Genomic DNA, 25,774 nt, shown 5'->3' with positions numbered 1-25,774 from the left:
ATGCGGTTACACGGTCCGAGGAGGGAGCCACCGATGATTCTGCTCCGTCGCCTGCTGGGTGACGTGCTGCGTCGGCAGCGCCAACGCCAGGGCCGTACTCTGCGCGAAGTCTCCTCGTCCGCCCGAGTCTCACTCGGCTATCTCTCCGAGGTGGAGCGGGGGCAGAAGGAGGCTTCTTCCGAGCTGCTCTCCGCCATCTGCGACGCGCTGGACGTACGGATGTCCGAGCTCATGCGTGAAGTGAGCGACGAGCTGGCCCTTGCCGAGCTGGCCCGGTCCGCCGCGGCGACGCCCAGCGAGACCGTACCGGCACCGGTGCGTCCGATGCTGGGTTCCGTGTCGGTGACCGGTGTGCCGCCGGAACGGGTGACCATCAAGGCGCCCGCCGAGGCAGTGGACGTCGTCGCCGCCTGAGCGCCCGAGAACGTGTGCGTGTGAGGCCCCGGCCAGGGGTCGCTCCGGAGACCCGGAGCGACGAGGTCGGGGTTTTCGCATGCCCGGGGGTGTCCGGCGTGCGGGTGTGAGGGCTCTCGGCGGTGCCGCCGCCGGTTTGCCGGTCGGTGTGGGGGCGGTCATCGTGGAGGGAGATGGCCGGGGGGCGAACCGACGGAGGCGTGGATGTACGTCGTGAAGAGCCCGTTGTCCGACGCGGACCTGAAGACCGTCTCCGAGGCGTTGCAGGGCGCTCTCGTCGACCTGGTCGACCTGGCCCTGGTGGCGAAGCAGATCCACTGGAACGTGGTCGGCCCGCGCTTCCGCTCCGTACACCTCCAGCTGGACGAACTCGTCGGCACCGCCCGCACGCACTCGGACACCGTGGCGGAACGTGCCTCGGCGCTCGGCGTCTCCCCGGACGGGCGGGCCGCGACGGTCGCCGTCGGCAGTGGCATCGACGTGACCCCCGAGGGCTGGGTCGACGACACCACCGCCGTCCAGACCGTCGTGGACGCGCTGGGCGTGGTGATCGGGCGGATGCGTGAGCGGATCGCGGCGAGCGGTGAGCCCGATCCCGTGAGCCAGGACATCTTCATCCAGATCACGGCCGATCTCGAGAAGCAGCACTGGATGTTCCAGGCCGAAAACGGATGACGCGGGATGGTCTCGGCGCGGACGGCTCGCCGGGCGGCCGCGCTGGGCCTCGGTGTGCTGTGGTGGTGGGCCGTGCTGCGCCTGGCGCTGGAGCCCGGCGCCGGGGTCCTCGAAGGGGCGGTCGCGGTCGGCGGCTGGGGGCTGAGCGTGCTGCCGGTGCACTGTGTGCCGCGCCGCCGGGCCGCGGGGGCGCTGGGAGCTGGACGGTGGCGCCGGGCCCTGCGCGGGGCGCGGACGCGGGGAACGGCCACGACCCGCCCGGACGTGCGCTGACCGCTACGGCGGGCGGCTGGCCTGTCCGATGATCTTCGCCCGGTGCGGTAGCACGTCGCGGTACCGGAGTGGGTCGGTCTGGTGGTCAAGGAGCGCCGCGCGGGAGCAGCTCGTGCGGACCGATCCCGACGCCCTGGGCCGGGCCCGTCGTGCCCCGGACGCGACCGGAGGCGCCTGGCGCGGACGGATGGAGCGGATGTGCGGACGCGTGGAGCGGATGCCCGGCCTCCTCGCCCAGGCGCCGGAGGCCGGATGCGCAGCGCGGCAACCGACGGAAGGACAGAGCCGATGAGTGTCACCAGCCTGGACAAGGATCTCGACAACCTGACCCTCGCCCTGGTCGCCGACTTCGCCGCTCCGGTGGAACGGGTGTGGCAGCTGTGGTCCGATCCCCGGCAGCTGGAGCGGTGGTGGGGACCGCCCACCTACCCTGCGACGGTGGAGGAGCACGACCTGACCCCGGGCGGGGACGTCACGTACTTCATGACCGGCCCGGAAGGCGAGAGGTTCCGCGGCTGGTGGCGGGTGGCCACGGTCGGCGCCCCGAGGTCGCTGGAGTTCACCGACGGATTCGCCGACGAGGACGGGGTCCCGAACGCCGCGATGCCGACGACCGCGAACCGGGTGACGCTCACCGAGCGCGCCGGCGGCACCCGCATGGAGATGCGGGCGGTCTTCGACACCCGGGAGCAGATGGAGCAGCTCATGACGATGGGCATGGCGGAGGGCCTGCGCGAGGCGGCCGGCCAGATGGACGCTCTGCTCGCCGCCTAGGGGAGCCGTCCGGCCCGCGGCCTTCCCGGCGTCGCTCAGCGCCGCGTCCGGGCGCCCGTACGGCCGCCCGGACGCGGCGCTGGCCCCGCCTGGCAGGTCGGGCACCAGTACGTGGGGCGCTCACGGGAGCCGTCGCCCTGGTCGGCCACCCGGACCGACGTGCCGCAGCGCAGGCAGGGGCGGGGAGCCCGGCCGTACACGAACAGGTCCTGGCCGCGCAGGCCCGTCGTGCGGCGGACCGGGCGGTCGCGGTTGGCCTCCAGGAGCCTCTTGGCGAGCGTGGGCAGCCGCGCGGCCCGGTCGGCGGGCAGTTCGCCCACCGGCAGCCAGGGGGTGACGCCGAGCAGGAAGCACAGCTCGCTCTTGTAGACGTTGCCGATGCCGGCGAGATTGCGCTGGTCGAGCAGGGCCTCGCCGAGCGCGCGGGGCGGGTCCGCGCGCAGGTTGTCCAGGGCCCGCTCAGGGTCCCAGTCGGGGCCCAGCAGGTCGGGGCCCAGATGGCCGACGGCGCGCTGCTCGTCGGCGGTGCGCAGGATGTCCAGCACCGGGAGGCGGTAGCCGACGGCCGTGCGGTCGGCGGTGCCGAGGATCACCCTGATCTGGTGCGCCGGGCCGCCGCTCCAGCGCTGTCCGGGCGCGAACACCTTCCAGGAGCCGTCCATCCGCAGGTGCGAGTGGACCGTCAGGCCGCCCTCGACACGGGTCAGCAGATGCTTGCCGCGCGGGGTGACGTCCAGGACGGTGCGACCGGTGAGGTCGACCGTGGCGTACCGGGGGACGCGGAAGTCGCTGCGGGTCAGCACCCGGCCCGCGAGGGCGTCGTGCAGCCGCCGCGCCGCCTGCCAGACCGTGTCTCCTTCGGGCATGGCTCAAGGGTGACAGGGTCAGGCCCTGATGCGCAGACCGCGCGGGGTAGCGATGAACCCCGCTGCCTCCAGGAGGGGGCCGAACGGGGACGTCAGGGCCGCCGCGCCGTTGACCCGCTCCACGGTGACCGTGCCGAGGGAACCGGCGCGGGCGGCCTCCGCGAGCGCTTCGGCGGCGGCTCGCAGCCGTGGGTCCTCGGTGGGCAGCCGGTCGGGGTCGGAGGGCCACAGCAGCAGGGTCTTGCCGCCGCGCTCCATGTAGAGCGCCGGTTCGCCCTCGACGAGCACCACCAGGGAGCCCGCCTTGCGACCGGGCTTGTGCGTGGCACCGGCCGGCGGTTCGGGCCAGCCGAGGGCCGCACCGTACGCGTTCGCCGGGTCGGCGGCGGCCAGCACGACGGCCCGCGGACCGACGGAGGCGCGGTCGCGACGGCCGGGGAAACCGGTGTCGTACCCGCCGCGCGGGCCCTCGGAGCGGCGGCCCGCGCCGCCCCCGCGCGGGCCGCCGGCGCCCGGCTCGGCGTAGTCGCGAGGTGAGATGTAGTCGCCCCGGGAGGGTGAACGGCCCAGACGGTCCGGGTCGGCGAAGACGTCGTCGGAGGGACGGCCGGCGCCGATGTCGCCGAAGGGGTCCTGGGGGTCGAAGGGGGCGAAGGGGTCGAGGGCGGAGTCGTCGGCGGGACCGGGGGAGTCGTGAGGTCCGGCGGGGCCGTCGGTCCCGGGCCGGGGCGCGGAGCCCACGGGCCCCGACCCGTTCGCGAAGCCGGCGCTCCCGCGGCGGTCCGCGGAGCCGTCGCGCGGGAAGTCCTCCGGCCCGGCCGGGCCGTCACCGCGCTCGCGGGCGTTGGCCACCGCGCGCAACCGGTCCACGGCACCCTCCATGGCGAACTGTGCCGCGCCGAGCCCCTCCACCACGTAACCGCGCCGGGCCTGGCCGCTCTCCTCGAACGCGGCCAGGATCCGGTACACCGCCGAGAAGCCGCCTTCGACGCCCTCCGCGGCGACGGCGCCGCGGGTCACCACGCCGTGCCGGTCGAGAAGCGTGCGGGCCAGGGCATGGGCCCGCACGGTGCCGTCGGCCTCGCGGTCGGGCAGCAGCGACCAGCGGCCCGCGACCGTCGGCGGGCCGGTGCGGGACGCCGGGCGGGCGGCGGCCGTCAAAGAGCCGTACCGGCCGCGCGGCACCGCACGCTTGGCACGGTGGGCCGTGGAGCCCGCGGTGCGACCGGAGCCCAGCACGGAGCGCAGGGGGGCCAGCGTGTCGTTGGTCAGCCGTCCGGACCAGGCCAGGTCCCACAGGGCGTCGGCCAGCTGCGGATCGGTGGCCTCCGGGTGGGTGGTGGCGCGGACCTGGTCGGCGATCTGGCGGAAGAACAAGCCGTATCCGCCCGAGAGCGCGCTCAGGACGGACTCGTGCAGGGCAGTCGTCTCCAGGGGGTGCGGGGGCGGCAGGAGCAGCGGGGCCGCGTCCGCGAGATAGAGGGAGACCCAACCGTCCTTGCCGGGCAGCGACCCCGCCCCGGCCCACACCACCTCACCGGCTGCCGTCAGCTCGTCCAGCATCGCGGGGTTGTAGTGCGCCACGCGGGAGGGCAGCACCAGCTTCTCCAGGGCGGAGGCGGGCACGGAGGCGCCCTGCAACTGCTCGACGGCGCGAACCAGCCCGTCGATGCCGCGCAGCGTGTGCCCCTTGCCGATGTGCTGCCACTGGGGGAGGAACTGGCCGAGCGCGGCCGGTGCCACCGGCTCCAGCTCGTGCCGGAGCGCGGCCAGGGAACGGCGGCGCAGCCTGCGCAGGACGGTCGCGTCGCACCACTCCTGGCCGATGCCGGCCGGATGGAACTCGCCCTGCACGACCCGCCCCGACCCCGCGAGCCGCTGGAGGGCGCCCTCGGTGACCGCGACACCCAGACCGAAGCGGGCCGCCGCGGTGACCGACGTGAAGGGGCCGTGGGTGCGGGCGTGACGGGCCAGGAGGTCGCCGAGCGGGTCCTTGACCGGCTCGGTGAAGGCCTCCGGCACACCGACGGGCAGCGCCGTGCCCAGCGCGTCGCGCAGCCGGCCCGCGTCCTCGATCGCCGCCCAGTGGTCGGCGCCGGCGATCCGCACCCTGATCGCGCGGCGGGCCGCGGCCAGCTCGGGCGCCCACTGCGGCTCGGCGCCGCGCTCGGCCAGCTCCGCGTCCGTCAGCGGGCCGAGCACCCGCAGCAGGTCGGCGACGCCCTCGGGATCCTTGATACGGCGGTCCTCGGTGAGCCACTGCAGCTCGCGCTCCAGCTCGGTGAGCACCTCCGCGTCGAGCAGCTCGCGCAGCTCCGCCTGGCCGAGCAGCTCGGCCAGCAGCCGCGAGTCCAGGGACAGCGCGGCGGCCCGGCGCTCGGCGAGCGGCGAGTCGCCCTCGTACAGGAACTGGGCGACGTAGCCGAAGAGCAGGGAGCGGGCGAACGGCGACGGCTCCGGGGTGGTGACCTCGACCAGGCGGACCTTGCGGGCCTCCACGTCGCCCATCAGCTCGACCAGGCCGGGGACGTCGAAGACGTCCTGGAGGCACTCGCGGACCGCCTCCAGGACGATCGGGAACGAGCCGTACTCGCTCGCCACCTCCAGCAGCTGCGCGGCGCGCTGGCGCTGCTGCCACAGCGGGGTGCGCTTGCCGGGGCTGCGGCGCGGCAGCAGCAGCGCACGGGCCGCGCACTCGCGGAAGCGGGACGCGAACAGGGCCGAGCCGCCCACCTGGTCGGTGACGACCCGGTCGACCTCGCCCTTGTCGAAGACGACGTCGGCCGCGCCGACGGGCGCCTTCTCCGCGTCGTATTCGAGGCCCGGCTTCGCGGGGTCCTGGTCGAGGAAGTCCAGGCCCATCAGGTCGGCGTCCGGCAGGCGCAGCACGATGCCGTCGTCGGCGTGCATGACCTGGGCGTCCATGCCGTACCGCTCGGACAGGCGGGCGCCCAGGGCGAGGGCCCAGGGGGCGTGGACCTGGGCGCCGAAGGGGGAGTGGACCACCACCCGCCAGTCGCCCAGCTCGTCCCGGAAGCGCTCCACGACGATGGTGCGGTCGTCGGGGACGTGGCCGCAGGCCTCACGCTGCTCGTCGAGGTACGCCAGCACGTTGTCCGCGGCCCAGGCGTCCAGACCCGCGGTGACCAGGCGCAGCCGGGCGTCCTCCTTGGACAGGGAGCCGACCTCGCGCAGGAACGCGCCCAGCGCGCGGCCCAGCTCCAGGGGGCGGCCCAGCTGGTCGCCCTTCCAGAACGGCAGCCTGCCCGGCACGCCCGGCGCCGGGGAGACCAGCACCCGGTCGCGGGTGATGTCCTCGATCCGCCAGGAACTGGTGCCGAGCGTGAAGACGTCGCCCACGCGGGACTCGTACACCATCTCCTCGTCCAGCTCGCCGACCCGCCCGCCGCCCTTCTTCGGGTCGGCCCCGGCGAGGAACACCCCGAAGAGCCCGCGGTCGGGAATCGTCCCCCCGGACGTCACGGCGAGCCGCTGCGCCCCCGGGCGGCCGGTGACCGTGCCGGCGACCCGGTCCCACACCACGCGCGGGCGCAGCTCGGCGAAGGCGTCGGACGGGTAGCGGCCCGCGAGCATGTCCAGGACGGCCGTGAAGGCCGACTCCGGCAGCGAGGCGAAGGGCGCGGCGCGGCGGACGGTGGCGAGGAGGTCGTCGACCTGCCAGGTGTCCAGCGCGGTCATCGCCACCAGCTGCTGTGCGAGCACGTCCAGCGGGTTGGCGGGGATCCGCAGGGCCTCGATGGCGCCGCTGCGCATCCGCTCGGTGACCACGGCCGACTGCACCAGGTCGCCGCGGTACTTCGGGAAGACCACACCCGTGGAGACCGCGCCGACCTGGTGGCCCGCGCGCCCCACGCGCTGCAGGCCGGAGGCGACGGAGGGCGGCGACTCGACCTGGACCACCAGGTCGACGGCGCCCATGTCGATGCCCAGCTCCAGGCTGGAGGTCGCGACGACGGCGGGCAGTCGCCCCGCCTTGAGGTCCTCCTCGACCAGGGCGCGCTGCTCCTTGGAGACCGAGCCGTGGTGGGCGCGGGCGATCACGGGCGGGGCGCCCTGGGCGGCGCCCGAGCCGCCCATCAGCTCGGCGGGGGAGTGGTGCTCGTCCAGGGGCTCGCCGGTGGCCCGCTCGTACGCGATCTCGTTGAGCCGGTTGCACAGGCGCTCGGCCAGCCGCCGGGAGTTGGCGAAGACGATCGTGGAGCGGTGCGACTGGACCAGGTCGGTGATCCGCTCCTCGACGTGCGGCCAGATCGACGGGCGCTCCGCCCCCTCGTTGCCGTCCGCGACCGGGGAGCCGCCCAGCTCGCCGAGGTCCTCGACGGGGACGACGACGGACAGGTCGAACTCCTTGCCCGACTCCGGCTGGACGATCTCGACCCGGCCGCGCGGGGCCAGGAACCGGGCGACCTCGTCCACCGGGCGGACCGTCGCCGACAGTCCGATGCGGCGGGCCGGCTTCGGCAGCAGCTCGTCCAGCCGCTCCAGGGTGAGCGCGAGATGGGCGCCGCGCTTGGTGCCCGCGACCGCGTGCACCTCGTCCAGGATCACCGTCTCGATGCCGGTCAGCGCGTCGCGCGTGGCCGACGTCAGCATCAGGAAGAGGGACTCCGGGGTGGTGATCAGGATGTCCGGCGGCCGGGTGGACAGGGCCCGGCGCTCGGCGGCCGGGGTGTCGCCGGAGCGGATGCCGACCTTGACCTCGGGCTCGGGCAGGCCCAGGCGCACGGACTCCTGGCGGATGCCGGTCAGCGGGCTGCGGAGATTGCGCTCGACGTCGACGGCCAGGGCCTTCAGCGGGGAGACGTACAGGACGCGGCAGCGCTTCTTGGGGTCGGCGGGCGGGGGTGTCGAGGTCAGCTGGTCCAGCGCGGCGAGGAAGGCGGCCAGCGTCTTGCCGGAACCGGTGGGGGCGACCACCAGGACGTCCGAGCCCTGCGAGATGGCCTGCCACGCGCCCGCCTGCGCGGAGGTGGGCGCGGAGAAGGCCCCCGTGAACCAGCCGCGGGTCGCGGGGGAGAAGCCGTCCAGGGCTCGGTGTGCGGAGCTGACCATGGCTCCATCGTGCACCCGACCACTGACAATCGGACCGAGCCGAGGACCGGGCCGAGGACCGAGCCGAGGACCGGGCCGAGGACCGGGCCGCGAGCTGCGGGTGCCGGAGCCCGGTGGTTCCGGGCTGAGTGCAGGTGCAGGTGCAGGTGAAGTGCCGGTCCGGCGAGCGAGGACCAGGGCCGGGCGTCCGGGGTGTCTCCGGCGTCCGCTGCGGGTGACGGAGAATGGGGGCATGGCGGGATCGGGCGAGCGGGCACGGCACTGGCGTTACGCGGAGCTGCCCGACGTCGACCTGCTCCGCGCCCAGTACATACGCAAGACCTTCGTGCGCCACACGCACGAGCACTTCGTCATCGCCGCCATCGCCGACGGTGTGGAGGTCTTCCACCACGGCGGGAGCGACCAGTACGCCGGGGCCGGTTCCCTCGCCCTGGTCAACCCGGACACCCCGCACACGGGGCGGGCCGGGGTGCCGGAGGGGTGGCGGTACGGGGCCGTCTACCCGGCGCCCGAGCTGGTGGCCGGGATCGCGGCGGAGACGACGACGCTGCGCGGGACGCCGGGATTCGTCCGGCCGGTGCTCGACGACCCGTACACCGTCGAGCTGGTGCACCGCGTGCTGCGGGCCGCCGACGACGGGAACGCGCTCGCCGCCGACACCCTGCTGCGGGTGGCCGTGACCCGGCTGCTGCGGCTCAACGGCGGTCCGCTGCCCCGGCGCCGGGTGCGTACCGCCGGGGCGAGGACGGCGGCACGCGCGCGTGCCGTGCTGGAGGAACGGATGGCCGACCCGCCGAGCCTGGAGCGGCTCGCCGGGGAGCTCGGAAGCAGCCCGTTCGCGCTGCTGCGGGCCTTCCGGGACGCCTACGGGATGCCGCCCCACACCTGGCTGACGGACGCCCGGGTGCGTCGGGCGCGGCGGCTGCTGGACACCGGGACCTCCCCGGCCGAGGCCGCCGTCGCCGTGGGGTTCACCGACCAGCCGCACCTGAACCGGCACTTCGCGCGGATCGTCGGGGTGCCGCCCGGTTCCTACCAGCGCGAGCGCAAGAACGTACAAGACGCGCCGCGGGAGCTGCTCCTACCGTTCGAGGCGTGACAGAACAGACAGCCCTCCCCGACGCTCCCGGCACGGGAGGCGCCGGTGCCAAGCCGGACGCCGCCGTCGTACGGGACGCCCTCGGGGTCGGAGTCGCCGTCGGACTGTCGGGGTTCGCCTTCGGGGTGACCTCGGCCGGCAGCGGACTCACCCTGGCCCAGACCTGCGCCCTCAGCCTCCTGGTGTTCACCGGGGCGTCCCAGTTCGCGCTCGTCGGCGCGCTCGCGGCAGGCGGAAACCCGCTCACCGCGGCCGCGGGGGCCTTCTTCCTGGGCGTCCGCAACGCCTTCTACGGGCTGCGCCTGTCGCAGTTGCTGGCCCTCCCGCGCGCGGTGCGGCCGTTCGCCGCGCAGTGGGTCATCGACGAGACGACGGCCGTCGCGCTCGCACAGCCCACGCGCCGCGGCGTCCGGATCGGCTTCACCGTCACCGGACTCACGCTGTACGTCCTGTGGAACCTCACCACCCTGCTCGGCGCGCTGGGCGCCGAGGCCATCGGGGACACCGACGCCTGGGGCCTCGACGCGGCCGGTCCGGCGGTCTTCCTCGCGCTGCTCGCGCCGATGCTGAAGAACACCACCGAGCGCGCGGTCGCCGCCCTGGCCGTCCTCCTGGGGCTCGGTCTGCTGCCCGTGCTGCCCGCCGGCGTGCCCGTCCTGGTGGCCGCGCTCGCGGCGCCGCTCGTGCTGTGGGCGCGCGGACGCCGCGCGGGTGACACCGAGGACGGTGCGGTCCGCGGGGCCGCCGAGGGGAGGGACGAGCGATGAGCGTGTGGATCGCGATCGGCGTGACCGCCGTGGGCTGCTACGCGGTCAAGCTCCTCGGGCTGCTGGTGCCCGCGGGCGCCCTGGAACGGCCCCTGGTCCGGCGGCTCGCCGCGCTGCTGCCCGTCGCCCTGCTCGCGGCGCTCACCGCCCAGCAGACCTTCGCCGACGGGCAGCGGCTCATGCTGGACGCGCGGGCCGCCGGAGTCGCCGCGGCCGCCGTCGCGCTGCTGCTGCGCGCACCGTTCCTGCTCGTCGTCGCGGCGGCCGTGGTGGTCACCGCGGGCGTACGGGCCATGGGCGGCTGAGCAGACGGGTCAGCCCAGGGGACGGCCGTACGCCCGTAGGGTGCGCAGGGCCTCGAGCGTCACCCGGCCGCGGGCCTCCAGCGTCGGGGCGGGTGCCCACCGCCGTCGCCGCACGGGCCAGCCGCCGTCGTCCTCCTGCTCGGCCGCGAGGAAGTCGAGGGAACGTGCCATCTCGTCGTCCGTGAACCACGCGCGCGCGAGCGAACGCGGATCGCTCGCGTAGTCGTGCGGGAAGAGGTGCTCGCCGGGGGCGTGGCCGGCAGGGACCGGACCGGCGTCGAGACCGTCCGGGTCCAGCACGGCGAGTCGCTGCTCGCGCACCAGGCGGCCCAGCCGGTCGGCCGCGGCCCGCGCGCGCGGACGGTCCGGAGCGGTGTCCAGGAAGGCCACGGCCGCCCGGGCCTCGTACGGGTGCGGGGAGTCCAGCGACTCGGCCGCCTGCCAGCAGAAGTCCGTGGCCCGGAACAGCCACGCGTGCCAGACCTCGTTGCGGTGCAGCAGGCCGACCACCGGCCCGGTGACGAGCAGCTCGCCGGGAGGGTCGGCCACGACCGGCAGGAAGGGCGCGGCCGGTGACCCGTCCCGGACCGCACGGGTCACCGGCAGGGCACCGTCCGGGGTGGACACGACGGTCAGATAGCGGCAGACCCGTTCGGCCCGCTGCCCGCCGCAGCGGCCGACGGCGTCCAGGACGCGCAGCGCGTGCGCGGTGTGCAGCGGCTGACTGGCCGGGCCGCGCAGATCGGGCTCCAGCGCGTGGCCGTACCCGCCGTCCTCGTTGCGGTAGGCCTCCAGCGCGGTCTCCACCGGGCCGGGGTCCCCGCCGCGGAAGTCGTACGCGAACAGCCGCTGCTCCAGAACGCGCGCGGTGAGCCAGACGAACTGCTCCGCGCGCGCCAGCGGTGAGCGCGGGCCCCGGGCACGGGGGGACGCGGGCGGTGGGATCGCGGGGAGTGGGGACGCTCCGGTTTCGGCCATGGGACAGACCGTAGGCCGAAAGGCGGTTCCGGCAGGCGGTCCCGGCCCGGGGCCCACTCTCAGGGGCGGGATACTGGGGGCATGCGGTTGACGGTCTTCTGGGAGCGGATGACGGATCACTTCGGTCCGGGCTACGCCGACACCTTCGCGCGGGATCACGTGATGACGGAGCTGGGCGGGCGTACGGTGCACGAGGCGCTGGACGCCGGCTGGGACGCGAAGGACGTGTGGCGCGTGGTGTGCACCGTCATGAACGTGCCGCGGGAACAGCGGTGACGGTTCACGAAGATCGCCGTACCGGGCTCTCCTCCCGGTGGCGTGGGCGAGACTTGCTCCGTGGCATCCACTGACGAGACCGGGCAGGCCGCCCGGCACGCACCCCCGGCGGGCACCACGCCGCCCGCCGACCCCCCGGCCCACGGCTCCGCGACGGGTCCGGGCGCCCGCATGCCGCGCTGGCTGCCGCGCGCCATGGTGCTGGCCCTCGCGCTCATCGCCGCCTTCCAGCTGGGCAGCTGGGCCTTCCACCAGCTCACCGGGCTGCTGATCAACGTCCTCATCGCGTTCTTCCTGGCCCTGGCCATCGAGCCCGCGGTGAGCTGGATGGCCGGGCGCGGCATGCGCCGGGGGTTCGCCACCTTCCTCGTCTTCCTCGCCGTACTGATCGCCGCCGCGGGGTTCGTCACCCTGCTCGGCTCCATGCTCGCCGGCCAGATCGTCAAGATGGTCGAGGAGTTCCCGGACTACCTCGACTCCGTCATCAACTGGGTCAACGGCCACTTCCACACCGAGCTGAGACGGGTCGACATCCAGGAGGGACTGCTCCGCTCCGACTGGCTGCGCAACTACGTGCAGAACAGCGCGACGGGCGTCCTGGACGTGTCGGCCCAGGTCCTCGGCGGCCTCTTCCAGTTGCTGACGGTGCTGCTGTTCTCGTTCTACTTCGCCGCCGACGGCCCCCGGCTGCGGCGCGGACTCTGCTCCGTCCTGCCGCCCGCCCGCCAGGCGGAGGTCCTGCGCGCGTGGGAGATCGCCGTGGACAAGACCGGCGGCTACCTGTACTCACGCGGGCTGATGGCGCTGGTCTCCGGCGTCGCGCACTACATCCTCCTGGAGATCCTCGAGGTGCCCTACGCGCCCGCGCTCGCCGTGTGGGTCGGTCTGGTGTCGCAGTTCATCCCGACCATCGGCACCTATCTCGCGGGCGCCCTGCCCATGCTGATCGCGTTCACGGTCAATCCCTGGTACGCGCTGTGGGTGCTGATCTTCGTGGTGATCTACCAGCAGTTCGAGAACTACGTGCTGCAGCCCAAGCTGACGTCGAAGACCGTGGACATCCACCCCGCGGTCGCCTTCGGCTCCGTCATCGCGGGCACCGCCCTGCTCGGTGCCGTCGGCGCGCTGATCGCCATCCCGGCGGTCGCCACGCTGCAGGCGTTCCTCGGCGCGTACGTCAAGCGCTACGCCGTCACGGACGATCCCCGCGTCCACGGGCGCAGGGACCGCCGGTCGGTGTCCGGGACGTCCACGCGTCTGCGCAAACTGTGGGCCCGGCGCCCGGAGCAGGGGCGCCCGGGGCCGGAGGGAACGGAGCGCACGGAGGGCGGCGAGGGCACGGGCGGCACGGAAGGCACCGGGGACGGTGGCTCCTCCTGAGGCGCGCCGCACCCGGCGTACGGCGGGCACGCGGGAGCGGGGTCAGCCCTGCGGTTCCTGCGGCTTGGCGTCGATCTCCCGCAGGTTGCGGTCCTTGAACTCGGTGCGGGTCTCGGTGCGGTGTCCGCGGGCGATGTAGTCCCGCACCACTGCCTCGACGGCGTCCTGGGGTGAGCCGATACCGGCCAGGACCATCACCTCCACCACGAGTTCGGCGTCGAGATCGATGGTGATCCTGGCCATGTGCGTCCCCTCTCCGACCTCTCCCGGTGTCGCATCCGCATCCAACCACCTGGCTCGCCGTCACGGGGACGTACGCTCGGAAGTGCCGCGTGGTGCGCTTGACACAAAAATCGAACATCCATTCTTATGGAGGCTCCGGCGGGGCTCGTGACGGGTGATTCGAGTGGGTTCGGGTGGAGATGCACCCGAGTTATCCACAGGCCGGACCCGCATCGGGGCCCATTGTCAGTGGCAGGCATTAGCGTCTTTGACGTGAAGCGATCGAATCAAGCAAACCGGGTGGAACCCATGGCAGGAACCGACCGCGAGAAGGCCCTGGACGCCGCGCTCGCACAGATTGAACGGCAGTTCGGCAAGGGCGCGGTCATGCGCATGGGCGAGCGGCCGAACGAGCCCATCGAGGTCATCCCGACCGGGTCGACCGCGCTCGACGTGGCCCTCGGCGTCGGCGGCCTCCCGCGCGGCCGTGTCGTGGAGGTCTACGGCCCCGAGTCCTCCGGCAAGACGACCCTGACCCTGCACGCGGTGGCGAACGCGCAGAAGGCCGGCGGCCAGGTCGCCTTCGTGGACGCCGAGCACGCCCTCGACCCCGAGTACGCCAAGAAGCTCGGCGTCGACATCGACAACCTGATCCTCTCCCAGCCCGACAACGGCGAGCAGGCCCTGGAGATCGTGGACATGCTGGTCCGCTCCGGCGCCCTCGACCTCATCGTCATCGACTCCGTCGCCGCGCTCGTCCCGCGCGCGGAGATCGAGGGCGAGATGGGCGACAGCCACGTCGGTCTGCAGGCCCGGCTGATGAGCCAGGCCCTGCGGAAGATCACCAGCGCGCTCAACCAGTCCAAGACCACCGCGATCTTCATCAACCAGCTCCGCGAGAAGATCGGCGTGATGTTCGGCTCCCCGGAGACCACGACTGGTGGCCGGGCGCTGAAGTTCTACGCCTCCGTGCGCATCGACATCCGCCGCATCGAGACGCTGAAGGACGGCACGGACGCGGTCGGCAACCGCACCCGCTGCAAGGTCGTGAAGAACAAGGTCGCGCCGCCCTTCAAGCAGGCCGAGTTCGACATCCTCTACGGCCAGGGCATCAGCCGCGAGGGCGGCCTGATCGACATGGGCGTGGAGCACGGCTTCGTCCGCAAGGCCGGCGCCTGGTACACGTACGAGGGCGACCAGCTCGGCCAGGGCAAGGAGAACGCGCGCAACTTCCTGAAGGACAACCCCGACCTGGCCAACGAGATCGAGAAGAAGATCAAGCAGAAGCTGGGCGTCGGCGTGCGCCCCGAGGAGTCGGCCACCGAGCCCGGCGCGGACGCCGCCTCCGCCGCCCCGGCCGACGCCGCACCGGCGGTGCCCGCACCCACGACCGCCAAGGCCACCAAGTCCAAGGCCGCGGCAGCCAAGAGCTGACCCGTGACCCGACGAACCGACTGGGCCGAGTACACGAGCGGCTCCGCCGGGGCGGGCGACGACGCGTACGGGGCGGCTGCGGCCCCGTACGAGGCGGATCCCTCCGCCGTCGGTCCCCGCGAGGACGGCGCGGCACACCACGGTGACGGCGAGGTGCGCCGCGGAGGCGGGCGGAGCCGTGGAGCGGGCGGCACGCGCGGGCGCCGAAGGCGCGAGCGTGTGGAGCCGTCCGCCGAGGACGGAGGTGCCACTTCCTCGTCGAGGGCCGAGAAGGGGGAGCCTCCGCGGGACCCGGTGGAGCAGGCAAGGGCGATCTGCCTGCGCCTGCTCACCGGGACCCCGCGCACCCGCAGCCAGCTGGCCGACGCCCTGCGCAAGCGGGAGATCCCCGACGAGGCCGCGGAGGAGGTGCTGTCCAGGTTCGAGGAGGTCGGCCTGATCAACGACGGAGCCTTCGCCCAGGCCTGGGTGGAGTCCCGGCACCACGGCCGCGGGCTGGCCAGGCGCGCCCTCGCCAGGGAACTGCGTACCAAGGGCGTCGAGGCGGCGCTCATCGACGTGGCGGTGTCCCAACTGGACACCGACCAGGAGGAGGAGACCGCGCGCGACCTGGTCGCCCGCAAGCTGCGCGCCACCCGGGGCCTCGACCGCGACAAGAGACTGCGCCGCCTCGCCGGCATGCTGGCCCGCAAGGGCTACCCCGAGGGCATGGCCCTGCGGGTGGTCCGCCAGGCGCTGGAGGAGGAGGGCGAGGACACGGAACACCTCGGCGACGAGGGGTTCTGAGCAGGCGTCCTGCCCGAGGGGACTTCGAGGCGGACCGGGAAGGCGGGCAGGCGCAGACCGCGCAGGATTACCTTGCGCTCCGGAAGGGTGAACGCCCGCCGCACGGCGGTACCGTCTGCGCCGTCGCGTGGCCGCCGCAGGAGCCGCGGCCACCGCGCGTACGCCGCCGCCGGAAGTCCGATGGCGGACGGTCCCGCGCGGAGACCCCTCCGGCATGCCCCGAAAGGCGGCCCCGCCATGCCCACGCCCGCCCGCCGCCGAAGAGCCGCCAGTCTGCTGCTCCTCGGCACCGGCGTGCTGCTGAGCGGCTGCGGCCCCTACCCGGCCGGCTCCGGTTCATCCGGTTCGGCAGACGACGGACCGCTCACCCTCGGATTCGTCAACGGCGGCGACAGCCGGTTCCACACCTGTCTCCAGCGGTCCGTGGAGATCGCCGCCAAGGACGACTTCGCGAGGCTGGTCACCGCGAACTCCCGGTAGGACGTCGCTACTGCCCCGCCGACTACTGACCCCGTGCCGCCACCGGGAGGCCCGCCGCCCGCCAGGCCTGGAAGCCGCCGATCAGGTCGGTGGCCCGGTGCAGTCCCAGACGGTGCAGTGACTCCGCCGCCAGGCTGGAGGCGTAACCCTCGTCGCACACCACGACCACCCGCACGTCGTGGTCCGTCGCCTCGGGGACGCGGTGGCTGCCCAGCGGGTCCAGCCGCCACTCCAGTTCGTTGCGCTCGATCACCAGCGCGCCGGGAATCACACCGTCCCGCTCGCGCAGGGCGGCGTACCGGATGTCGACCAGCAGTGCGGTGCCCGCCTCGGTGGCCTCGTACGCCTCGTCCGGCGCGATCCGCCGGTACCCGGCGCGTACCCGCTCCAGCAGGGCGTCGATTCCGATGGGCCCGCTCACTGCCAGTCCTGCGGGCGCTCGACCTGCTCCAGGCGCAGGGTCTGTCCGCTGCGGCTGTAGCGGCGGATCTGCGGCAGGGGCGGGTAGTAGGCGTGCACGGACACCGCGTGGCGGTCCGAGGACTCGTTGAGGACCTCGTGCACATGGTGCCGGCCGAAGGCGCGCCCCGCGCCGACGGACAGCCGACGCTCCCGGTCCACACCGTCGCTGAGTTCGAGGGTCTTCCAGCCGTCGGTGGGCAGGCGGGCAGCGAGCGCGTTCTCCCTGAGCTCGCCCGCGGCCGTGACGAAGGCGCCCACGGAGTCGGCGTGGTCGTGCCAGCCGGTGCCCGTGCCGGGCGGCCAGCCGATCAGCCAGGCCTCGCTGCCACCCGGCCCGGCCAGCCGCATCCAGGTACGGCCCTCGGGGTCGAGCGGCAGGGAGGCGATCAGTTCGGCGTCGGCCGCCGCCCGCCGTACGAAGTCGAGGAGCTGGGCCTGCGTCGGGGCGGACGCGGACGCGGGAGAAGGGGAAGCAGGAGAAACGGAGGGGAGGGACACGGGTACCGTCCTGGGAGTTCGCGGGGGAGCGCGCGGCGGCACGTCGACCGGCGGCACGCGCGAAGGAAAGGGGAGGCGAATTCAGCAGGACGGACGACACACGCAGCCCGCATAGCGGACGAGGTCCATATGGACCCTCCGCCACAGGCGCACACAGGTGTCGGTCACGATCCGGAGTAGACCATGACGGTGCGGGCCGGTCAACTCAGCGTCACCATGCGGACAGCGACCGCGCCCCCGGGTGTCCGGACGGGCGGCGGGACCGGCACCCGGCCGGCGCGACGGCCAGACGCGACGGCCAGACGCGACCGTTCGACGCGCCCCTTGGACGCGCCCGCTCAACGTGAACCCGCCGCGGCCCCCGCCCCCTCCGCGGCCTCGGTCGCCGCCCTGGCCGTCGCCCCGCCCAGCGCGCTCTCGGCAGCCGCGTAGAGGTCGGCGGGGCGCACCCCGTTCAGCGCCGTGACCAGGTGGCCGTCGGGCCGCACGAGCAGCACCGTGTGGGCCGCGGCACCCGGGTAGCTCTCGGCGACCAGCAGCTCGGCGTGGTGGGGCAGCGCCGTCACCGCCGCCGCCAGCCGGGGCATGATCCCGGCCGTCACCCAGTGCTTGCGGTCCCACACCCCGGTGCCCGGCGCGATCAGTACCACCAGCAGCGCCCCGCGCCCCAGCCGGTCGCGCAGCCGTACGAAAGTGCCGTCCTCCGCCGTCACCCGCACGTCGGTCACGGGTGTCCCCGGCGGTGTGCCCACGGACACCTCCCCGCCGAGGTCCTCGGGCGCGAGCGGCGAGTCGGCGTACGTTCCCTGCGCGCCCAGCGTGCCGCGGCCGAGGTGACCGTCCGTCAGCAGCGCGTCGTTGCCGCGGGCGGAGCCGGGCACGTAGGAGCGCAGTCCACCGCCGCCGCGCACCAGCGGAAGCAACTGGTCGGCGGCGCGCAGCCGCGCGGAGATCGCCGCCCGACGTTCCTGCTGGTAGCTGTCGAGCAGCGCCTCGCGTGGCCCGTGGTGCCAGGCCAGGGCCAGTTTCCAGGCGAGGTTGTCGGCGTCCAGGAGCCCCTCCTCCAGGCCCTGCGTGCCCAGCGCGCCCAGCAGATGCGCCGCGTCCCCGGCCAGCAGCACCCGGCCCACCCGCCAGCGTCGGGCGAGGCGGTGGTGGACCGTGTGGACGCCGGTGTCGAGGAGTTCGTATGCCGGGGTCGAACCGTCGGCCGCCCATCCGGCGAGGGTCTCGCGGACCCGGTTCACCAGCAGTTCGGGCGTGACCAGGTCCTTGCCGGGCGGCAGCAGCCAGTCCAGGCGCCACACGCCGTCCGGCAGCGGGCGGCCGACCACCTCGCCGGTCGAGGGCCCGGTCGTCCGCCACGGCGGCATGCGGTGGAGCAGCGCCTCTTCGGGCCACGGGAGTTCGGTGCGCAGTGCGGCGACGGCGTATCGTTCCACCGCCGTACGGCCGGGGAAGCGGATGTCCTGGAGCTTGCGGACGGTGGAGCGCGGGCCGTCGCAGCCGACCAGGTAACTGCCGCGCCACCACGTGCCGGCGGGACCGCGGGTGTGGGCCGTGACGCCGGACTTCTCCTGCTCGATGCCGTCCAGTCGGCTGTCCACGGCGATCCTGACCAGCCGCTCGCGGGCGAGCGCCGTGCGCAGGACCCCGGCCAGCTCGTGCTGGGCGATGTGCAGGGGGGCCGGGTCGGCGTCGCCGAACACGACCTCGCGCGTCACCTGCTTGCGCCGCATCGACCGCCATCCGGCCCAACGCGAACCCAGCCCCGTCAGCGGTGCGCCGGTCAGCCGCTCGACGAGCGCGACGGCCTCCTCGCGCAGGACGACGGTGCGCGCGGGGCGCGGTTCGTCCTTGCCGGGTCCCTCGTCGAGGACGACGCAGGGCACCTCCTGCCGCGCCAACGCCAGGGCGAGCGTGAGCCCGACGGGCCCCGCTCCGGTGATGATCACCGGGTCCACGGTGCGGCGCCCCCTGCCCGTGGCGGTGTCCCGGGGGACGTGGGTGAACAGGACATTTGAGCAGGGTGCACGGTCACAGAACGTATGCAACCTATTGCCGCTGCTTGCGTCAAGCGACGGAGGCCGTGGCGATCATGCCACGGCCTCCGTCGATGGTCATACGAGATGACCGAGTGTCAGGTGTGCTAGAGCTTGCCGACCGTTCCGGCGTCGGCGGTCTCCACGTCGTCCGCGCTGAGCACCGCACCGGTCGACTTCTTCGCCCGCCGCAGCCGGCGCTCCAGCCAGCTCGCGAAGGTGGTGAGGGCGAAGTTGAGCGCGATGTAGATCACCGCGACCACGGTGTAGCTGGCGATCACGTTGGCGCCGTAGTAGCCGCTCATGGTGTTGGCCGAGGCGAGCAGCTCGGGGAACGTGAGGATGGCGCCGCCGAGCGCGGTGTCCTTGAGGATCACGACCAGCTGGCTGACGATGGCCGGCAGCATCGCGGTGACCGCCTGCGGGAGCAGGATCAGCCGCATGACCTGGCCCTTGCGCAGCCCGATCGCCATCGCACCCTCGGCCTGGCCCTTGGGGAGGGCGAGGATGCCGGACCGGACGATCTCGGCGAGGACGGATGCGTTGTACAGCACCAGACCGGTGACGACGGCGTACAGCGGACGGTCGTCCGAGCTGACGTTCGTGTACTCCGCGAAGAGCGCGAGACCGAAGATCATCAGGACCAGCACGGGGATGGACCGGAAGAACTCGACCACGATCGCGGCCGGTACCCGGACCCACTTGTGGTCGGAGAGCCGGGCGATGCCCAGTGCGGCGCCGAGCGGCAGGGCGATGACCACCGCGAGAGCCGCGGCTTTCAGGGTGTTCTGCAGACCCGGCCAGATGTACGTCGACCAGGCCTCGGTGCCGGTGAAGAACGGCTTCCACAGGGCCCACTCCAGCTGACCCTTGTCGTCGAGGGTGCTGAAGACCCACCACAGCAGGGCGGCGACGGCGACCACGAAGACGACCGTGAAGAGGACGTTGCGACGCTTGGCACGGGGGCCCTGGGCGTCATAGAGGACCGAGCTCATCGCTTCACCGCCACCTTCTTGCCCACCCAGCCGAGGATCAGGCCGGTCGGCAGCGTCAACACCACGAACACGAGAGCGATGACCGCGGAGATGAGCAGCAGCTGCGCCTCGTTCTCGATCATCTCCTTCATCAGCAGCGCCGTCTCCGCCACGCCGATGGCGGCGGCCACCGTGGTGTTCTTGATCAGCGCGATCAGCACGTTCGCCAGCGGGACCACGGACGAGCGGAACGCCTGCGGCAGAACCACCAGCCGGAGCACCTGGCCGAAGCTCAGCCCCAGGGCACGGGCCGCCTCCGCCTGGCCGACCGGCACCGTGTTGATGCCGGAGCGCAGTGCCTCGCACACGAACGACGACGTGTAGAGGATCAGGCCCAGGACGGCGAGCCGGAAGTTGATCGTCTCGAAGTCATTCCCGCCGCCGAGGGTGACCCCCAGCGTCTGGTTCAGTCCCAGCGACGCGAACAGGATGATCACGGTCAGCGGGATGTTCCGCACGATGTTCACGTACGCGGTTCCGAAACCGCGCATCAACGGCACCGGGCCGACCCGCATGGCGGCCAGTAGGGTGCCCCAGATCAGGGAGCCGACGGCCGAGAGCACAGCGAGCTGCACTGTCGTCCAGATGGCTCCCGCCAGGTCGTAATCCTGAAGAAAGTCGAACACGATCTCCCGCGCTTCCGCGTGTAGGGATGCCCGCCCCGGTGCGCCGCCCCTGCCGTGGGGCGGCGCACCCTGTCAGGCCCGGCCTCAGCTCTTGATGTCGCCGATCTTCGGCGCCGGCTCGTTCTTGTAGTTGGCCGGGCCGAAGTTGTCCTTGACGGCCTTGTCCCAGGCACCGTCGGCGACCATGGCCTCGAGCGCGTCGTTGATCTTGTTCTTGAGGTCGCTGCCCTTCTTGACGCCGATGCCGTAGTTCTCGTTCGTCAGCTTGAAGCCGCCGAGCTTGAACTTGCCCTTGAACTGCGACTGGGAGGCGTAACCCGCGAGGATCGAGTCGTCCGTGGTGAGCGCGTCGATGGCACCGTTCTGCAGGCCGGGCAGGCAGGCCGAGTACGTCGGGTACGGCTGCAGCTGGGCCTTGGGGGCCAGCTTGTCCTTGATGTTCTGCGCCGAGGTCGAGCCGGTGACGGAGCAGAGCTTCGCGTCGTTCAGGTCCTCCGGCGACTTGATCTTGTCGTCGTCGGCACGGATCAGCACGTCCTGGTGGGCCAGCAGGTACGGGCCGGCGAAGTCGACCTTCTCCGAGCGCTCGGGAGTGATCGAGTACGTGGCGGCGATGAAGTCGACGTCACCGCGCTGCAGCATGGTCTCGCGGTCGGCGCTCTTCGACTCCTTCCACTCGATCTGGTCCTCGGTGTAGCCGAGCTTCTTGGCGACGTACGTGGCGACGTCCACGTCGAAGCCCGCGTAGCCGTCCGGGGTCTTCTGGCCGAGGCCGGGCTGGTCGAACTTGATACCGATGGTGATCTTCTTGCCGTCACCACCGGAGGAGCCGCTGTCCTTGTCGTCGCCGCCACAGGCGGTGGCGGTCAGGGCGAGGGCGAGCACGGCGGCCGAGGCGGCGGAGACCTTGCGAAGCTTCATGGTGGACATCCTTTGGCTGTGATCGAGCTGCGATCGGACGATCAGAGGATCAGGCGATCAGGTGCGGCTCCCGGGAACGGGCCGCCGGTGCGGCCGGCGCGGGGCGCCGGAACCGCTCCGAAATCTCAGTGGTGCAGGATCTTCGACAGGAAGTCCTTGGCACGGTCGCTGCGCGGATTGCTGAAGAACTGGTCCGGCGTGGCCTCTTCGACGATGCGGCCGTCCGCCATGAACACCACGCGGTTGGCGGCCGAGCGGGCGAAGCCCATCTCGTGGGTGACCACGATCATGGTCATCCCGTCCTCGGCGAGCTGCTTCATGACCTCGAGGACCTCGTTGATCATCTCCGGGTCGAGGGCCGACGTCGGCTCGTCGAAGAGCATGACCTTCGGGTCCATGGCCAGCGCACGCGCGATGGCGACACGCTGCTGCTGGCCGCCGGAGAGCTGCGCGGGGTACTTGTCAGCCTGGGCGCCCACGCCGACCCGGTCGAGCAGCGCGCGGGCCTTCTCCTCGGCCTTCTTGGCGTCGACCTTGCGGACCTTGACCTGGCCCAGGGTCACGTTCTCGAGCACCGTCTTGTGCGCGAAGAGGTTGAACGACTGGAAGACCATGCCGACGTCGGCCCGCAGCCTGGCCAGCTCCTTGCCCTCGGCGGGCAGCGGCTTGCCGTCGATCGTGATCGAACCGTCGTCGATGGTCTCCAGCCGGTTGATGGTGCGGCACAGGGTGGACTTTCCGGACCCGGAGGGTCCGATGACCACGACGACCTCGCCGCGCTGAATCGTCAGGTCGATGTCCTGGAGCACGTGCAACGCGCCGAAGTGCTTGTTGACACTCTTCAGGACGACCAGTTCGCCGGTCGCAGCCTTGTCTTCCTTGGCCACCGATACTTCGGTCATCGCTCTCGGGCTCCGTCCTCCTGGGTTTCGCAGGACAGTAGTGACCCGGGACACGTCGCGTCTCTACATCTGAGCGAGATCTGAGCATCACGATCCGATAGCAATCGGACACGAGTCGTAGCACTTGTGAGCTGGGCGCATATCGGCCGGATAACTTCGAGCGGCCGCAACCGGAAGCCTCTTGACGCCGTCCCCCTCCATCGGCGTCACTGCACAGGACGCACGCGCGCGTGCCCGTCCATGAGCCCGTCCCGATTTCTACCCGCCCCGAGCGTACGGCCGATGAACCGAAGGGAGCCCGGATGAGACTGCTGCTCGTCGAGGACGACAACCACGTGGCCGCCGCCCTGTCCGCGATCCTGGCACGGCACGGCTTCGACGTCACCCACGCGCGCAGCGGCGAGGAGGCGCTCCAGGCGCTCGTCCCCGAGGTCGACGGCTTCGGTGTCGTCCTGCTCGACCTGGGCCTGCCCGACCAGGACGGCTACGAGGTCTGCGGAAAGATCCGCAAGCGCACCAGCACCCCGGTCATCATGGTCACCGCGCGCTCCGACGTGCGCTCCCGCATCCACGGCCTCAACCTCGGCGCCGACGACTACGTGGTCAAGCCGTACGACACGGGGGAACTGCTCGCCCGGATCCACGCCGTCAGCCGGCGCACCGCCCATGAGGACGCCACCGGCAGCACCGAGACCGTGGTCCGCCTCGGCGCGGTGCGCATCGAGCTGCCGACACGCCAGGTGAGCGTGGACGGTTCGGTCGTCCAACTCACCCGCAAGGAGTTCGATCTGCTCGCCCTGCTCGCCCAGCGCCCCGGTGTGGTCTTCCGCCGTGAGCAGATCATCAGCGAGGTGTGGCGCACCAGCTGGGAGGGGACCGGGCGCACCCTGGAGGTGCACGTCGCGTCCCTGCGCTCCAAGCTGCACATGCCCGCGCTGATCGAGACCGTACGCGGCGTCGGCTACCGCCTCGTCGCCCCCACCGCCTAGCGGGTCCGCGTGGGCACCCGACTGCTTCCGCTGCTCATCGTCCTGATGGCGGCCGTCCTGCTCGCGCTCGGCGTGCCGCTCGGCGTCAGCGTCGCCCGCGCGGAGCAGCAGAAGGTCGTCATCGACCGTATCGACGACACGGCGCGCTTCGCCGCGCTCGCCCAGTTCGTCACGGAGGACGGCTCGGGCGGCTCACGCCGGACGGACACGGACGAGCGCCTGGAGACCCTGCAGACCGAGCTGACCAGCTACTACGAGGTCTACGGCATCAAGGCCGGGGTCTTCTACCGCAACCACATCCCGATGGCCAACGCGCCCACGACCTGGTTCCTGCCCCAGGCCGGCGAGGTCCGCGACTCCTTCGACGAGGCGCTGCTCAGCCGCCGCAGCCACGACCCCGAGCAGGTGTGGCCCTGGCAGGACGGCCGGCTCGTGGTGGCCTCGCCGGTCATCCGGGACGGCGACGTGGTCGCGGTCGTGGTCACCGAGTCGCCGACCGACTCGATGCGTTCGAGCACCCTGCGCGGCTGGCTCGTCATCGGCGCCGGGGAGGTCGCCGCGATGCTGCTCGCCGTCGGTGCGGCGCTGCGGCTGACCGGCTGGGTGCTCAGGCCGGTACGGGTACTCGACGCCACCACCCACGACATCGCCACCGGGAGGCTGAAGTCCCGGGTCGCGCCGTCCGGGGGACCGCCGGAGCTCAGACGCCTGGCCCGGTCGTTCAACGAGATGGCCGACCACGTGGAGGACGTGCTGGAGCAGCAGCGGGCCTTCGTCGCCGACGCCTCCCACCAGCTGCGCAACCCGCTCGCCGCCCTCCTGCTGCGCATCGAACTGCTCGCCCTCGAACTGCCCGAGGGCAACGAGGAGATCGCCTCCGTCCAGACCGAGGGCAAACGCCTGGCCCGGGTCCTGGACGACCTGCTCGACCTGGCGCTGGCCGAGCACAGCCAGGCCGACCTGAAGGTCACCGACGTCGGCGCGTTGGCCGCCGAGCGGGTGGCCGCCTGGTCACCGACGGCCGACGTCAAGGGCGTACGGCTGGTCGGCGACTGCCCGCCGACCACGGGCTGGGCCGACCCGGTGACCCTGTCGAGCGCCCTGGACGCGGTCATCGACAACGCGGTGAAGTTCACGCCGCCCGGCGAGAGCGTCCGGGTCGAGGTCGCCTCCACCGGGGACGCCGCCACCGTCGTCGTCACCGACAACGGTCCCGGACTCACCGACGAGGAGCTCACGCGCGTGGGCGACCGTTTCTGGCGCAGCGGCCGGCACCAGAACATCAACGGCTCCGGCCTCGGCCTGTCCATCTGCCGGGCGCTGCTCGCGGCGGGCGACGGCTCGATCTCCTTCGGCCGCCACGAGCCGCACGGACTTCGGGTCACGGTCACGGTGCCCAGGACCGGCACGGTGCCCAAGGAGCCCGAGCGGGCCTACGGCTTGACCGACCGGTAGTAGCGCCGGGCGCCCTCGTGCAGTTCGAGCGGGTCGGTGTAGATCGCGGTGCGCAGGTCGACCAGCTGCGCGGAGTGCACGTGCGCACCGATGCCGTCGCGGCTGTCGAGCACGGTCCGGGTCAGCCACTCGGTGAGCCGCGGATCGACGTCCGCGCGGGTCACCAGCAGGTTGGACACCGCCATCGTCGGCACCACGGCGCCGTTCTGGACCGTGGGGTAGGCCGACTCCGGCATGTTGGTGGTGCGGTAGTAGCGGGTCGCGCCGCCCGACCGGTGCAGCTTGGTCACCAGGTCGTCGCCGATCGGCACGAACCGGAAGGCGGAGCTCTCCGCGATCTCCTTGAGGCCGTCCGTCGGCACCCCGCCGGACCAGAAGAACGCGTCCAGCTCGTCGCCCAGCCGTCCGGGGCCGGTGTCGATCCCGTCCGCCCGGGGCGTGATGTCCGTCTCCGGGTCGATGCCCACCGCCTTCAGCAGCCGGGTGGCGATCAGCCGTACCCCCGAGTTGGGCAGCCCTATGGCCACCCGCTTGCCACGCAGGTCCCGCACCGACTGGATGTCCGAGTCGCTCGGCACGACGAGCTGCACGTAGTCGTCGTAGAGCCGGGTGACCCCGCGCAGCCCTTCCGCACCCGGGCGGCCGGCCAGCTTGTACGTCTCGACCGCGTCGGCCGCGGCGATCGTGAAGTCGGCCTCCCCGGACGCCACCCGCTCGACGTTCTCCTGCGAGCCCGCGCTGGTCATCAGCCGCACGTCCAGGCCCGGCATGTCCTTGCGCAGCTCGGTGCGCAGCAGCTCGCCGTACTTCTGGTAGACGCCCGCGCGGGTTCCGGTGCTGAACGTGATCGTTCCGCTCGGCGGCTTCTCGCCCAGCGGCAGCAGCCACCACAGCAGCAGCCCGAGCACGACGGCACCGGCGACCGTGCCCTGGACGGCCCGGCGCCTGCCGATACGGGAGAGCAGCGTGGACATGGGGGCGATCCTGCCAGCCCGCACCCGCACTGACCAGGGCCCACTGTCAGTGGCGGTCGCTACAGTCGT

At 72.7% G+C, this 25,774-nt stretch carries 27 protein-coding genes; 14 read left to right on the top strand and 13 right to left on the bottom strand.

The features are described from left to right. Positions 1–33 precede the first annotated feature (33 nt). From Sru02f_RS29240 to Sru02f_RS29225, 4 genes are all read left to right on the top strand, one after another. Positions 34–414, top strand: a complete 381-nt coding sequence (locus Sru02f_RS29240; protein WP_003973269.1) for a helix-turn-helix domain-containing protein — start codon at positions 34–36, stop codon at positions 412–414. A gap of 204 nt (positions 415–618) precedes the next feature. Continuing rightward, on the top strand, positions 619–1,089 hold the full coding sequence (locus Sru02f_RS29235; protein ID WP_109029974.1) for a Dps family protein: 471 nt from the start codon (positions 619–621) through the stop codon (positions 1,087–1,089). 6 nt (positions 1,090–1,095) lie between these two features. Further along, on the top strand, positions 1,096–1,362 hold the full coding sequence (locus Sru02f_RS29230; RefSeq protein ID WP_109029973.1) for a hypothetical protein: 267 nt from the start codon (positions 1,096–1,098) through the stop codon (positions 1,360–1,362). Positions 1,363–1,650: 288 nt separating this feature from the next. Then, positions 1,651–2,136, top strand: coding sequence for an SRPBCC family protein (locus tag Sru02f_RS29225; RefSeq protein WP_109029972.1), 486 nt, complete (start codon positions 1,651–1,653; stop codon positions 2,134–2,136). A 35-nt stretch (positions 2,137–2,171) separates the two neighbouring features. Here the strand turns inward: Sru02f_RS29225 and Sru02f_RS29220 are convergent, their stop codons facing one another. Beyond that, positions 2,172–3,002 carry an Fpg/Nei family DNA glycosylase gene (locus Sru02f_RS29220; protein ID WP_109029971.1) on the bottom strand — a complete coding sequence of 277 codons (831 nt, stop codon included), beginning with the start codon at positions 3,000–3,002 and terminating at the stop codon, positions 2,172–2,174. Between the two features lie 18 nt (positions 3,003–3,020). Next, a complete protein-coding gene (locus Sru02f_RS29215) occupies positions 3,021–8,075 on the bottom strand; it encodes an ATP-dependent helicase (protein WP_109029970.1) in 5,055 nt (1,684 codons plus the stop codon). A gap of 232 nt (positions 8,076–8,307) precedes the next feature. Between Sru02f_RS29215 and Sru02f_RS29210 the strand changes: the two genes are divergently transcribed. Genes Sru02f_RS29210 through Sru02f_RS29200 form a run of 3 tightly spaced genes read left to right on the top strand, consistent with a single transcriptional unit; the run spans position 8,308 to position 10,246 of the window. Beyond that, complete coding sequence (locus Sru02f_RS29210) at positions 8,308–9,174, top strand: AraC family transcriptional regulator (protein ID WP_109029969.1); 867 nt, start codon at positions 8,308–8,310, stop codon at positions 9,172–9,174. Beyond that, positions 9,171–9,941 (top strand): AzlC family ABC transporter permease, encoded by a 771-nt coding sequence (locus Sru02f_RS29205; protein ID WP_109029968.1) that lies wholly within the window; start codon positions 9,171–9,173, stop codon positions 9,939–9,941. Before Sru02f_RS29210 ends, Sru02f_RS29205 begins: the two co-directional genes overlap by 4 nt. Further along, entirely contained in the window at positions 9,938–10,246 is a 309-nt protein-coding gene (locus Sru02f_RS29200) for an AzlD domain-containing protein (RefSeq protein ID WP_109029967.1), read from the top strand. Before Sru02f_RS29205 ends, Sru02f_RS29200 begins: the two co-directional genes overlap by 4 nt. Before the next feature lie 9 nt (positions 10,247–10,255). On the opposite strand, the gene Sru02f_RS29195 is transcribed toward Sru02f_RS29200, so the two are convergent. Further along, positions 10,256–11,224 carry a hypothetical protein gene (locus Sru02f_RS29195; RefSeq protein ID WP_167469337.1) on the bottom strand — a complete coding sequence of 323 codons (969 nt, stop codon included), beginning with the start codon at positions 11,222–11,224 and terminating at the stop codon, positions 10,256–10,258. 81 nt (positions 11,225–11,305) lie between these two features. On the opposite strand from Sru02f_RS29195, the gene Sru02f_RS29190 reads away from it, so the two are divergent. Both Sru02f_RS29190 and Sru02f_RS29185 read left to right on the top strand, forming a co-directional pair. Continuing rightward, positions 11,306–11,500, top strand: coding sequence for a DUF3046 domain-containing protein (locus tag Sru02f_RS29190; RefSeq protein ID WP_003973258.1), 195 nt, complete (start codon positions 11,306–11,308; stop codon positions 11,498–11,500). 60 nt (positions 11,501–11,560) lie between these two features. After that, positions 11,561–12,880, top strand: coding sequence for an AI-2E family transporter (locus Sru02f_RS29185; RefSeq protein ID WP_174855006.1), 1,320 nt, complete (start codon positions 11,561–11,563; stop codon positions 12,878–12,880). Between the two features lie 42 nt (positions 12,881–12,922). Here Sru02f_RS29185 and Sru02f_RS29180 read toward each other — a convergent pair whose 3' ends face one another. Beyond that, a complete protein-coding gene (locus tag Sru02f_RS29180) occupies positions 12,923–13,123 on the bottom strand; it encodes a type II toxin-antitoxin system VapB family antitoxin (RefSeq protein WP_003973256.1) in 201 nt (66 codons plus the stop codon). Between the two features lie 288 nt (positions 13,124–13,411). On the opposite strand from Sru02f_RS29180, the gene recA reads away from it, so the two are divergent. From recA to Sru02f_RS29165, 3 genes are all read left to right on the top strand, one after another. After that, a complete protein-coding gene (gene recA, locus Sru02f_RS29175) occupies positions 13,412–14,536 on the top strand; it encodes a recombinase RecA (RefSeq protein WP_108990708.1) in 1,125 nt (374 codons plus the stop codon). Positions 14,537–14,539: 3 nt separating this feature from the next. Further along, a complete protein-coding gene (gene recX / locus Sru02f_RS29170) occupies positions 14,540–15,322 on the top strand; it encodes a recombination regulator RecX (protein WP_109029965.1) in 783 nt (260 codons plus the stop codon). 237 nt (positions 15,323–15,559) lie between these two features. Further along, a complete protein-coding gene (locus Sru02f_RS29165) occupies positions 15,560–15,802 on the top strand; it encodes a hypothetical protein (protein WP_109029964.1) in 243 nt (80 codons plus the stop codon). A gap of 22 nt (positions 15,803–15,824) precedes the next feature. On the opposite strand, the gene Sru02f_RS29160 is transcribed toward Sru02f_RS29165, so the two are convergent. From Sru02f_RS29160 to Sru02f_RS29125, 8 genes are all read right to left on the bottom strand, one after another. Continuing rightward, positions 15,825–16,223 (bottom strand): rhodanese-like domain-containing protein, encoded by a 399-nt coding sequence (locus Sru02f_RS29160; protein WP_109029963.1) that lies wholly within the window; start codon positions 16,221–16,223, stop codon positions 15,825–15,827. Next, positions 16,220–16,762, bottom strand: coding sequence for a cupin domain-containing protein (locus tag Sru02f_RS29155; protein WP_109029962.1), 543 nt, complete (start codon positions 16,760–16,762; stop codon positions 16,220–16,222). Before Sru02f_RS29155 ends, Sru02f_RS29160 begins: the two co-directional genes overlap by 4 nt. An 81-nt stretch (positions 16,763–16,843) precedes the next feature. Next, positions 16,844–16,915 (bottom strand): putative leader peptide, encoded by a 72-nt coding sequence (locus Sru02f_RS29150; protein ID WP_309544753.1) that lies wholly within the window; start codon positions 16,913–16,915, stop codon positions 16,844–16,846. A gap of 185 nt (positions 16,916–17,100) precedes the next feature. Then, positions 17,101–18,726, bottom strand: a complete 1,626-nt coding sequence (locus Sru02f_RS29145; protein ID WP_109029961.1) for an FAD-dependent monooxygenase — start codon at positions 18,724–18,726, stop codon at positions 17,101–17,103. Between the two features lie 185 nt (positions 18,727–18,911). Continuing rightward, entirely contained in the window at positions 18,912–19,799 is an 888-nt protein-coding gene (locus Sru02f_RS29140; protein ID WP_109029960.1) for an amino acid ABC transporter permease, read from the bottom strand. Further along, complete coding sequence (locus tag Sru02f_RS29135; protein ID WP_109029959.1) at positions 19,796–20,464, bottom strand: amino acid ABC transporter permease; 669 nt, start codon at positions 20,462–20,464, stop codon at positions 19,796–19,798. Before Sru02f_RS29135 ends, Sru02f_RS29140 begins: the two co-directional genes overlap by 4 nt. Positions 20,465–20,548: 84 nt before the next feature. Further along, complete coding sequence (locus Sru02f_RS29130) at positions 20,549–21,385, bottom strand: glutamate ABC transporter substrate-binding protein (protein WP_109029958.1); 837 nt, start codon at positions 21,383–21,385, stop codon at positions 20,549–20,551. Between the two features lie 125 nt (positions 21,386–21,510). After that, the gene (locus Sru02f_RS29125) at positions 21,511–22,287 is read right to left on the bottom strand and encodes an amino acid ABC transporter ATP-binding protein (protein ID WP_109029957.1); all 777 of its coding nucleotides are present in this window, start codon (positions 22,285–22,287) and stop codon (positions 21,511–21,513) included. Between the two features lie 302 nt (positions 22,288–22,589). On the opposite strand from Sru02f_RS29125, the gene Sru02f_RS29120 reads away from it, so the two are divergent. Together Sru02f_RS29120 and Sru02f_RS29115 are read left to right on the top strand one after the other, a co-directional pair. Further along, positions 22,590–23,276: a response regulator transcription factor gene (locus tag Sru02f_RS29120; RefSeq protein ID WP_109029956.1), complete on the top strand. Its 687-nt coding sequence runs from the start codon at positions 22,590–22,592 to the stop codon at positions 23,274–23,276. Positions 23,277–23,285: 9 nt separating this feature from the next. Then, positions 23,286–24,731, top strand: coding sequence for a HAMP domain-containing sensor histidine kinase (locus Sru02f_RS29115; protein ID WP_109029955.1), 1,446 nt, complete (start codon positions 23,286–23,288; stop codon positions 24,729–24,731). Here Sru02f_RS29115 and Sru02f_RS29110 read toward each other — a convergent pair. Then, positions 24,710–25,705, bottom strand: a complete 996-nt coding sequence (locus Sru02f_RS29110) for a TAXI family TRAP transporter solute-binding subunit (protein ID WP_109029954.1) — start codon at positions 25,703–25,705, stop codon at positions 24,710–24,712. The genes Sru02f_RS29115 and Sru02f_RS29110 overlap by 22 nt on opposite strands. Between the last annotated feature and the right edge of the window lie 69 nt (positions 25,706–25,774).

Source organism: Streptomyces rubrogriseus (assembly GCF_027947575.1).
GTDB classification, from domain to species: Bacteria; Actinomycetota; Actinomycetes; order Streptomycetales; family Streptomycetaceae; genus Streptomyces; species Streptomyces rubrogriseus.
The sequence above is the reverse complement of the archived record's forward strand: the minus strand, read 5'-3'. Positions and strand labels throughout refer to the sequence as shown.

What these genes read in the sequence shown, in the direction of transcription:
- Sru02f_RS29200 (WP_109029967.1), top strand. Translation starts at nt 9,938, where the DNA reads ATGAGCGTGTGGATCGCGATCGGCGTGACCGCCGTGGGCTGCTACGCG.
- Sru02f_RS29225 (WP_109029972.1), top strand. Translation starts at nt 1,651, where the DNA reads ATGAGTGTCACCAGCCTGGACAAGGATCTCGACAACCTGACCCTCGCC.
- Sru02f_RS29110 (WP_109029954.1), bottom strand. Translation starts at nt 25,705, where the DNA reads ATGTCCACGCTGCTCTCCCGTATCGGCAGGCGCCGGGCCGTCCAGGGC.
- Sru02f_RS29180 (WP_003973256.1), bottom strand. Translation starts at nt 13,123, where the DNA reads ATGGCCAGGATCACCATCGATCTCGACGCCGAACTCGTGGTGGAGGTG.
- Sru02f_RS29140 (WP_109029960.1), bottom strand. Translation starts at nt 19,799, where the DNA reads ATGAGCTCGGTCCTCTATGACGCCCAGGGCCCCCGTGCCAAGCGTCGC.
- Sru02f_RS29120 (WP_109029956.1), top strand. Translation starts at nt 22,590, where the DNA reads ATGAGACTGCTGCTCGTCGAGGACGACAACCACGTGGCCGCCGCCCTG.
- Sru02f_RS29165 (WP_109029964.1), top strand. Translation starts at nt 15,560, where the DNA reads ATGCCCACGCCCGCCCGCCGCCGAAGAGCCGCCAGTCTGCTGCTCCTC.
- Sru02f_RS29210 (WP_109029969.1), top strand. Translation starts at nt 8,308, where the DNA reads ATGGCGGGATCGGGCGAGCGGGCACGGCACTGGCGTTACGCGGAGCTG.
- recA (WP_108990708.1), top strand. Translation starts at nt 13,412, where the DNA reads ATGGCAGGAACCGACCGCGAGAAGGCCCTGGACGCCGCGCTCGCACAG.
- Sru02f_RS29190 (WP_003973258.1), top strand. Translation starts at nt 11,306, where the DNA reads ATGCGGTTGACGGTCTTCTGGGAGCGGATGACGGATCACTTCGGTCCG.
- Sru02f_RS29215 (WP_109029970.1), bottom strand. Translation starts at nt 8,075, where the DNA reads ATGGTCAGCTCCGCACACCGAGCCCTGGACGGCTTCTCCCCCGCGACC.
- Sru02f_RS29235 (WP_109029974.1), top strand. Translation starts at nt 619, where the DNA reads ATGTACGTCGTGAAGAGCCCGTTGTCCGACGCGGACCTGAAGACCGTC.
- Sru02f_RS29195 (WP_167469337.1), bottom strand. Translation starts at nt 11,224, where the DNA reads ATGGCCGAAACCGGAGCGTCCCCACTCCCCGCGATCCCACCGCCCGCG.
- Sru02f_RS29125 (WP_109029957.1), bottom strand. Translation starts at nt 22,287, where the DNA reads ATGACCGAAGTATCGGTGGCCAAGGAAGACAAGGCTGCGACCGGCGAA.
- Sru02f_RS29230 (WP_109029973.1), top strand. Translation starts at nt 1,096, where the DNA reads ATGGTCTCGGCGCGGACGGCTCGCCGGGCGGCCGCGCTGGGCCTCGGT.
- Sru02f_RS29130 (WP_109029958.1), bottom strand. Translation starts at nt 21,385, where the DNA reads ATGAAGCTTCGCAAGGTCTCCGCCGCCTCGGCCGCCGTGCTCGCCCTC.
- Sru02f_RS29240 (WP_003973269.1), top strand. Translation starts at nt 34, where the DNA reads ATGATTCTGCTCCGTCGCCTGCTGGGTGACGTGCTGCGTCGGCAGCGC.
- Sru02f_RS29220 (WP_109029971.1), bottom strand. Translation starts at nt 3,002, where the DNA reads ATGCCCGAAGGAGACACGGTCTGGCAGGCGGCGCGGCGGCTGCACGAC.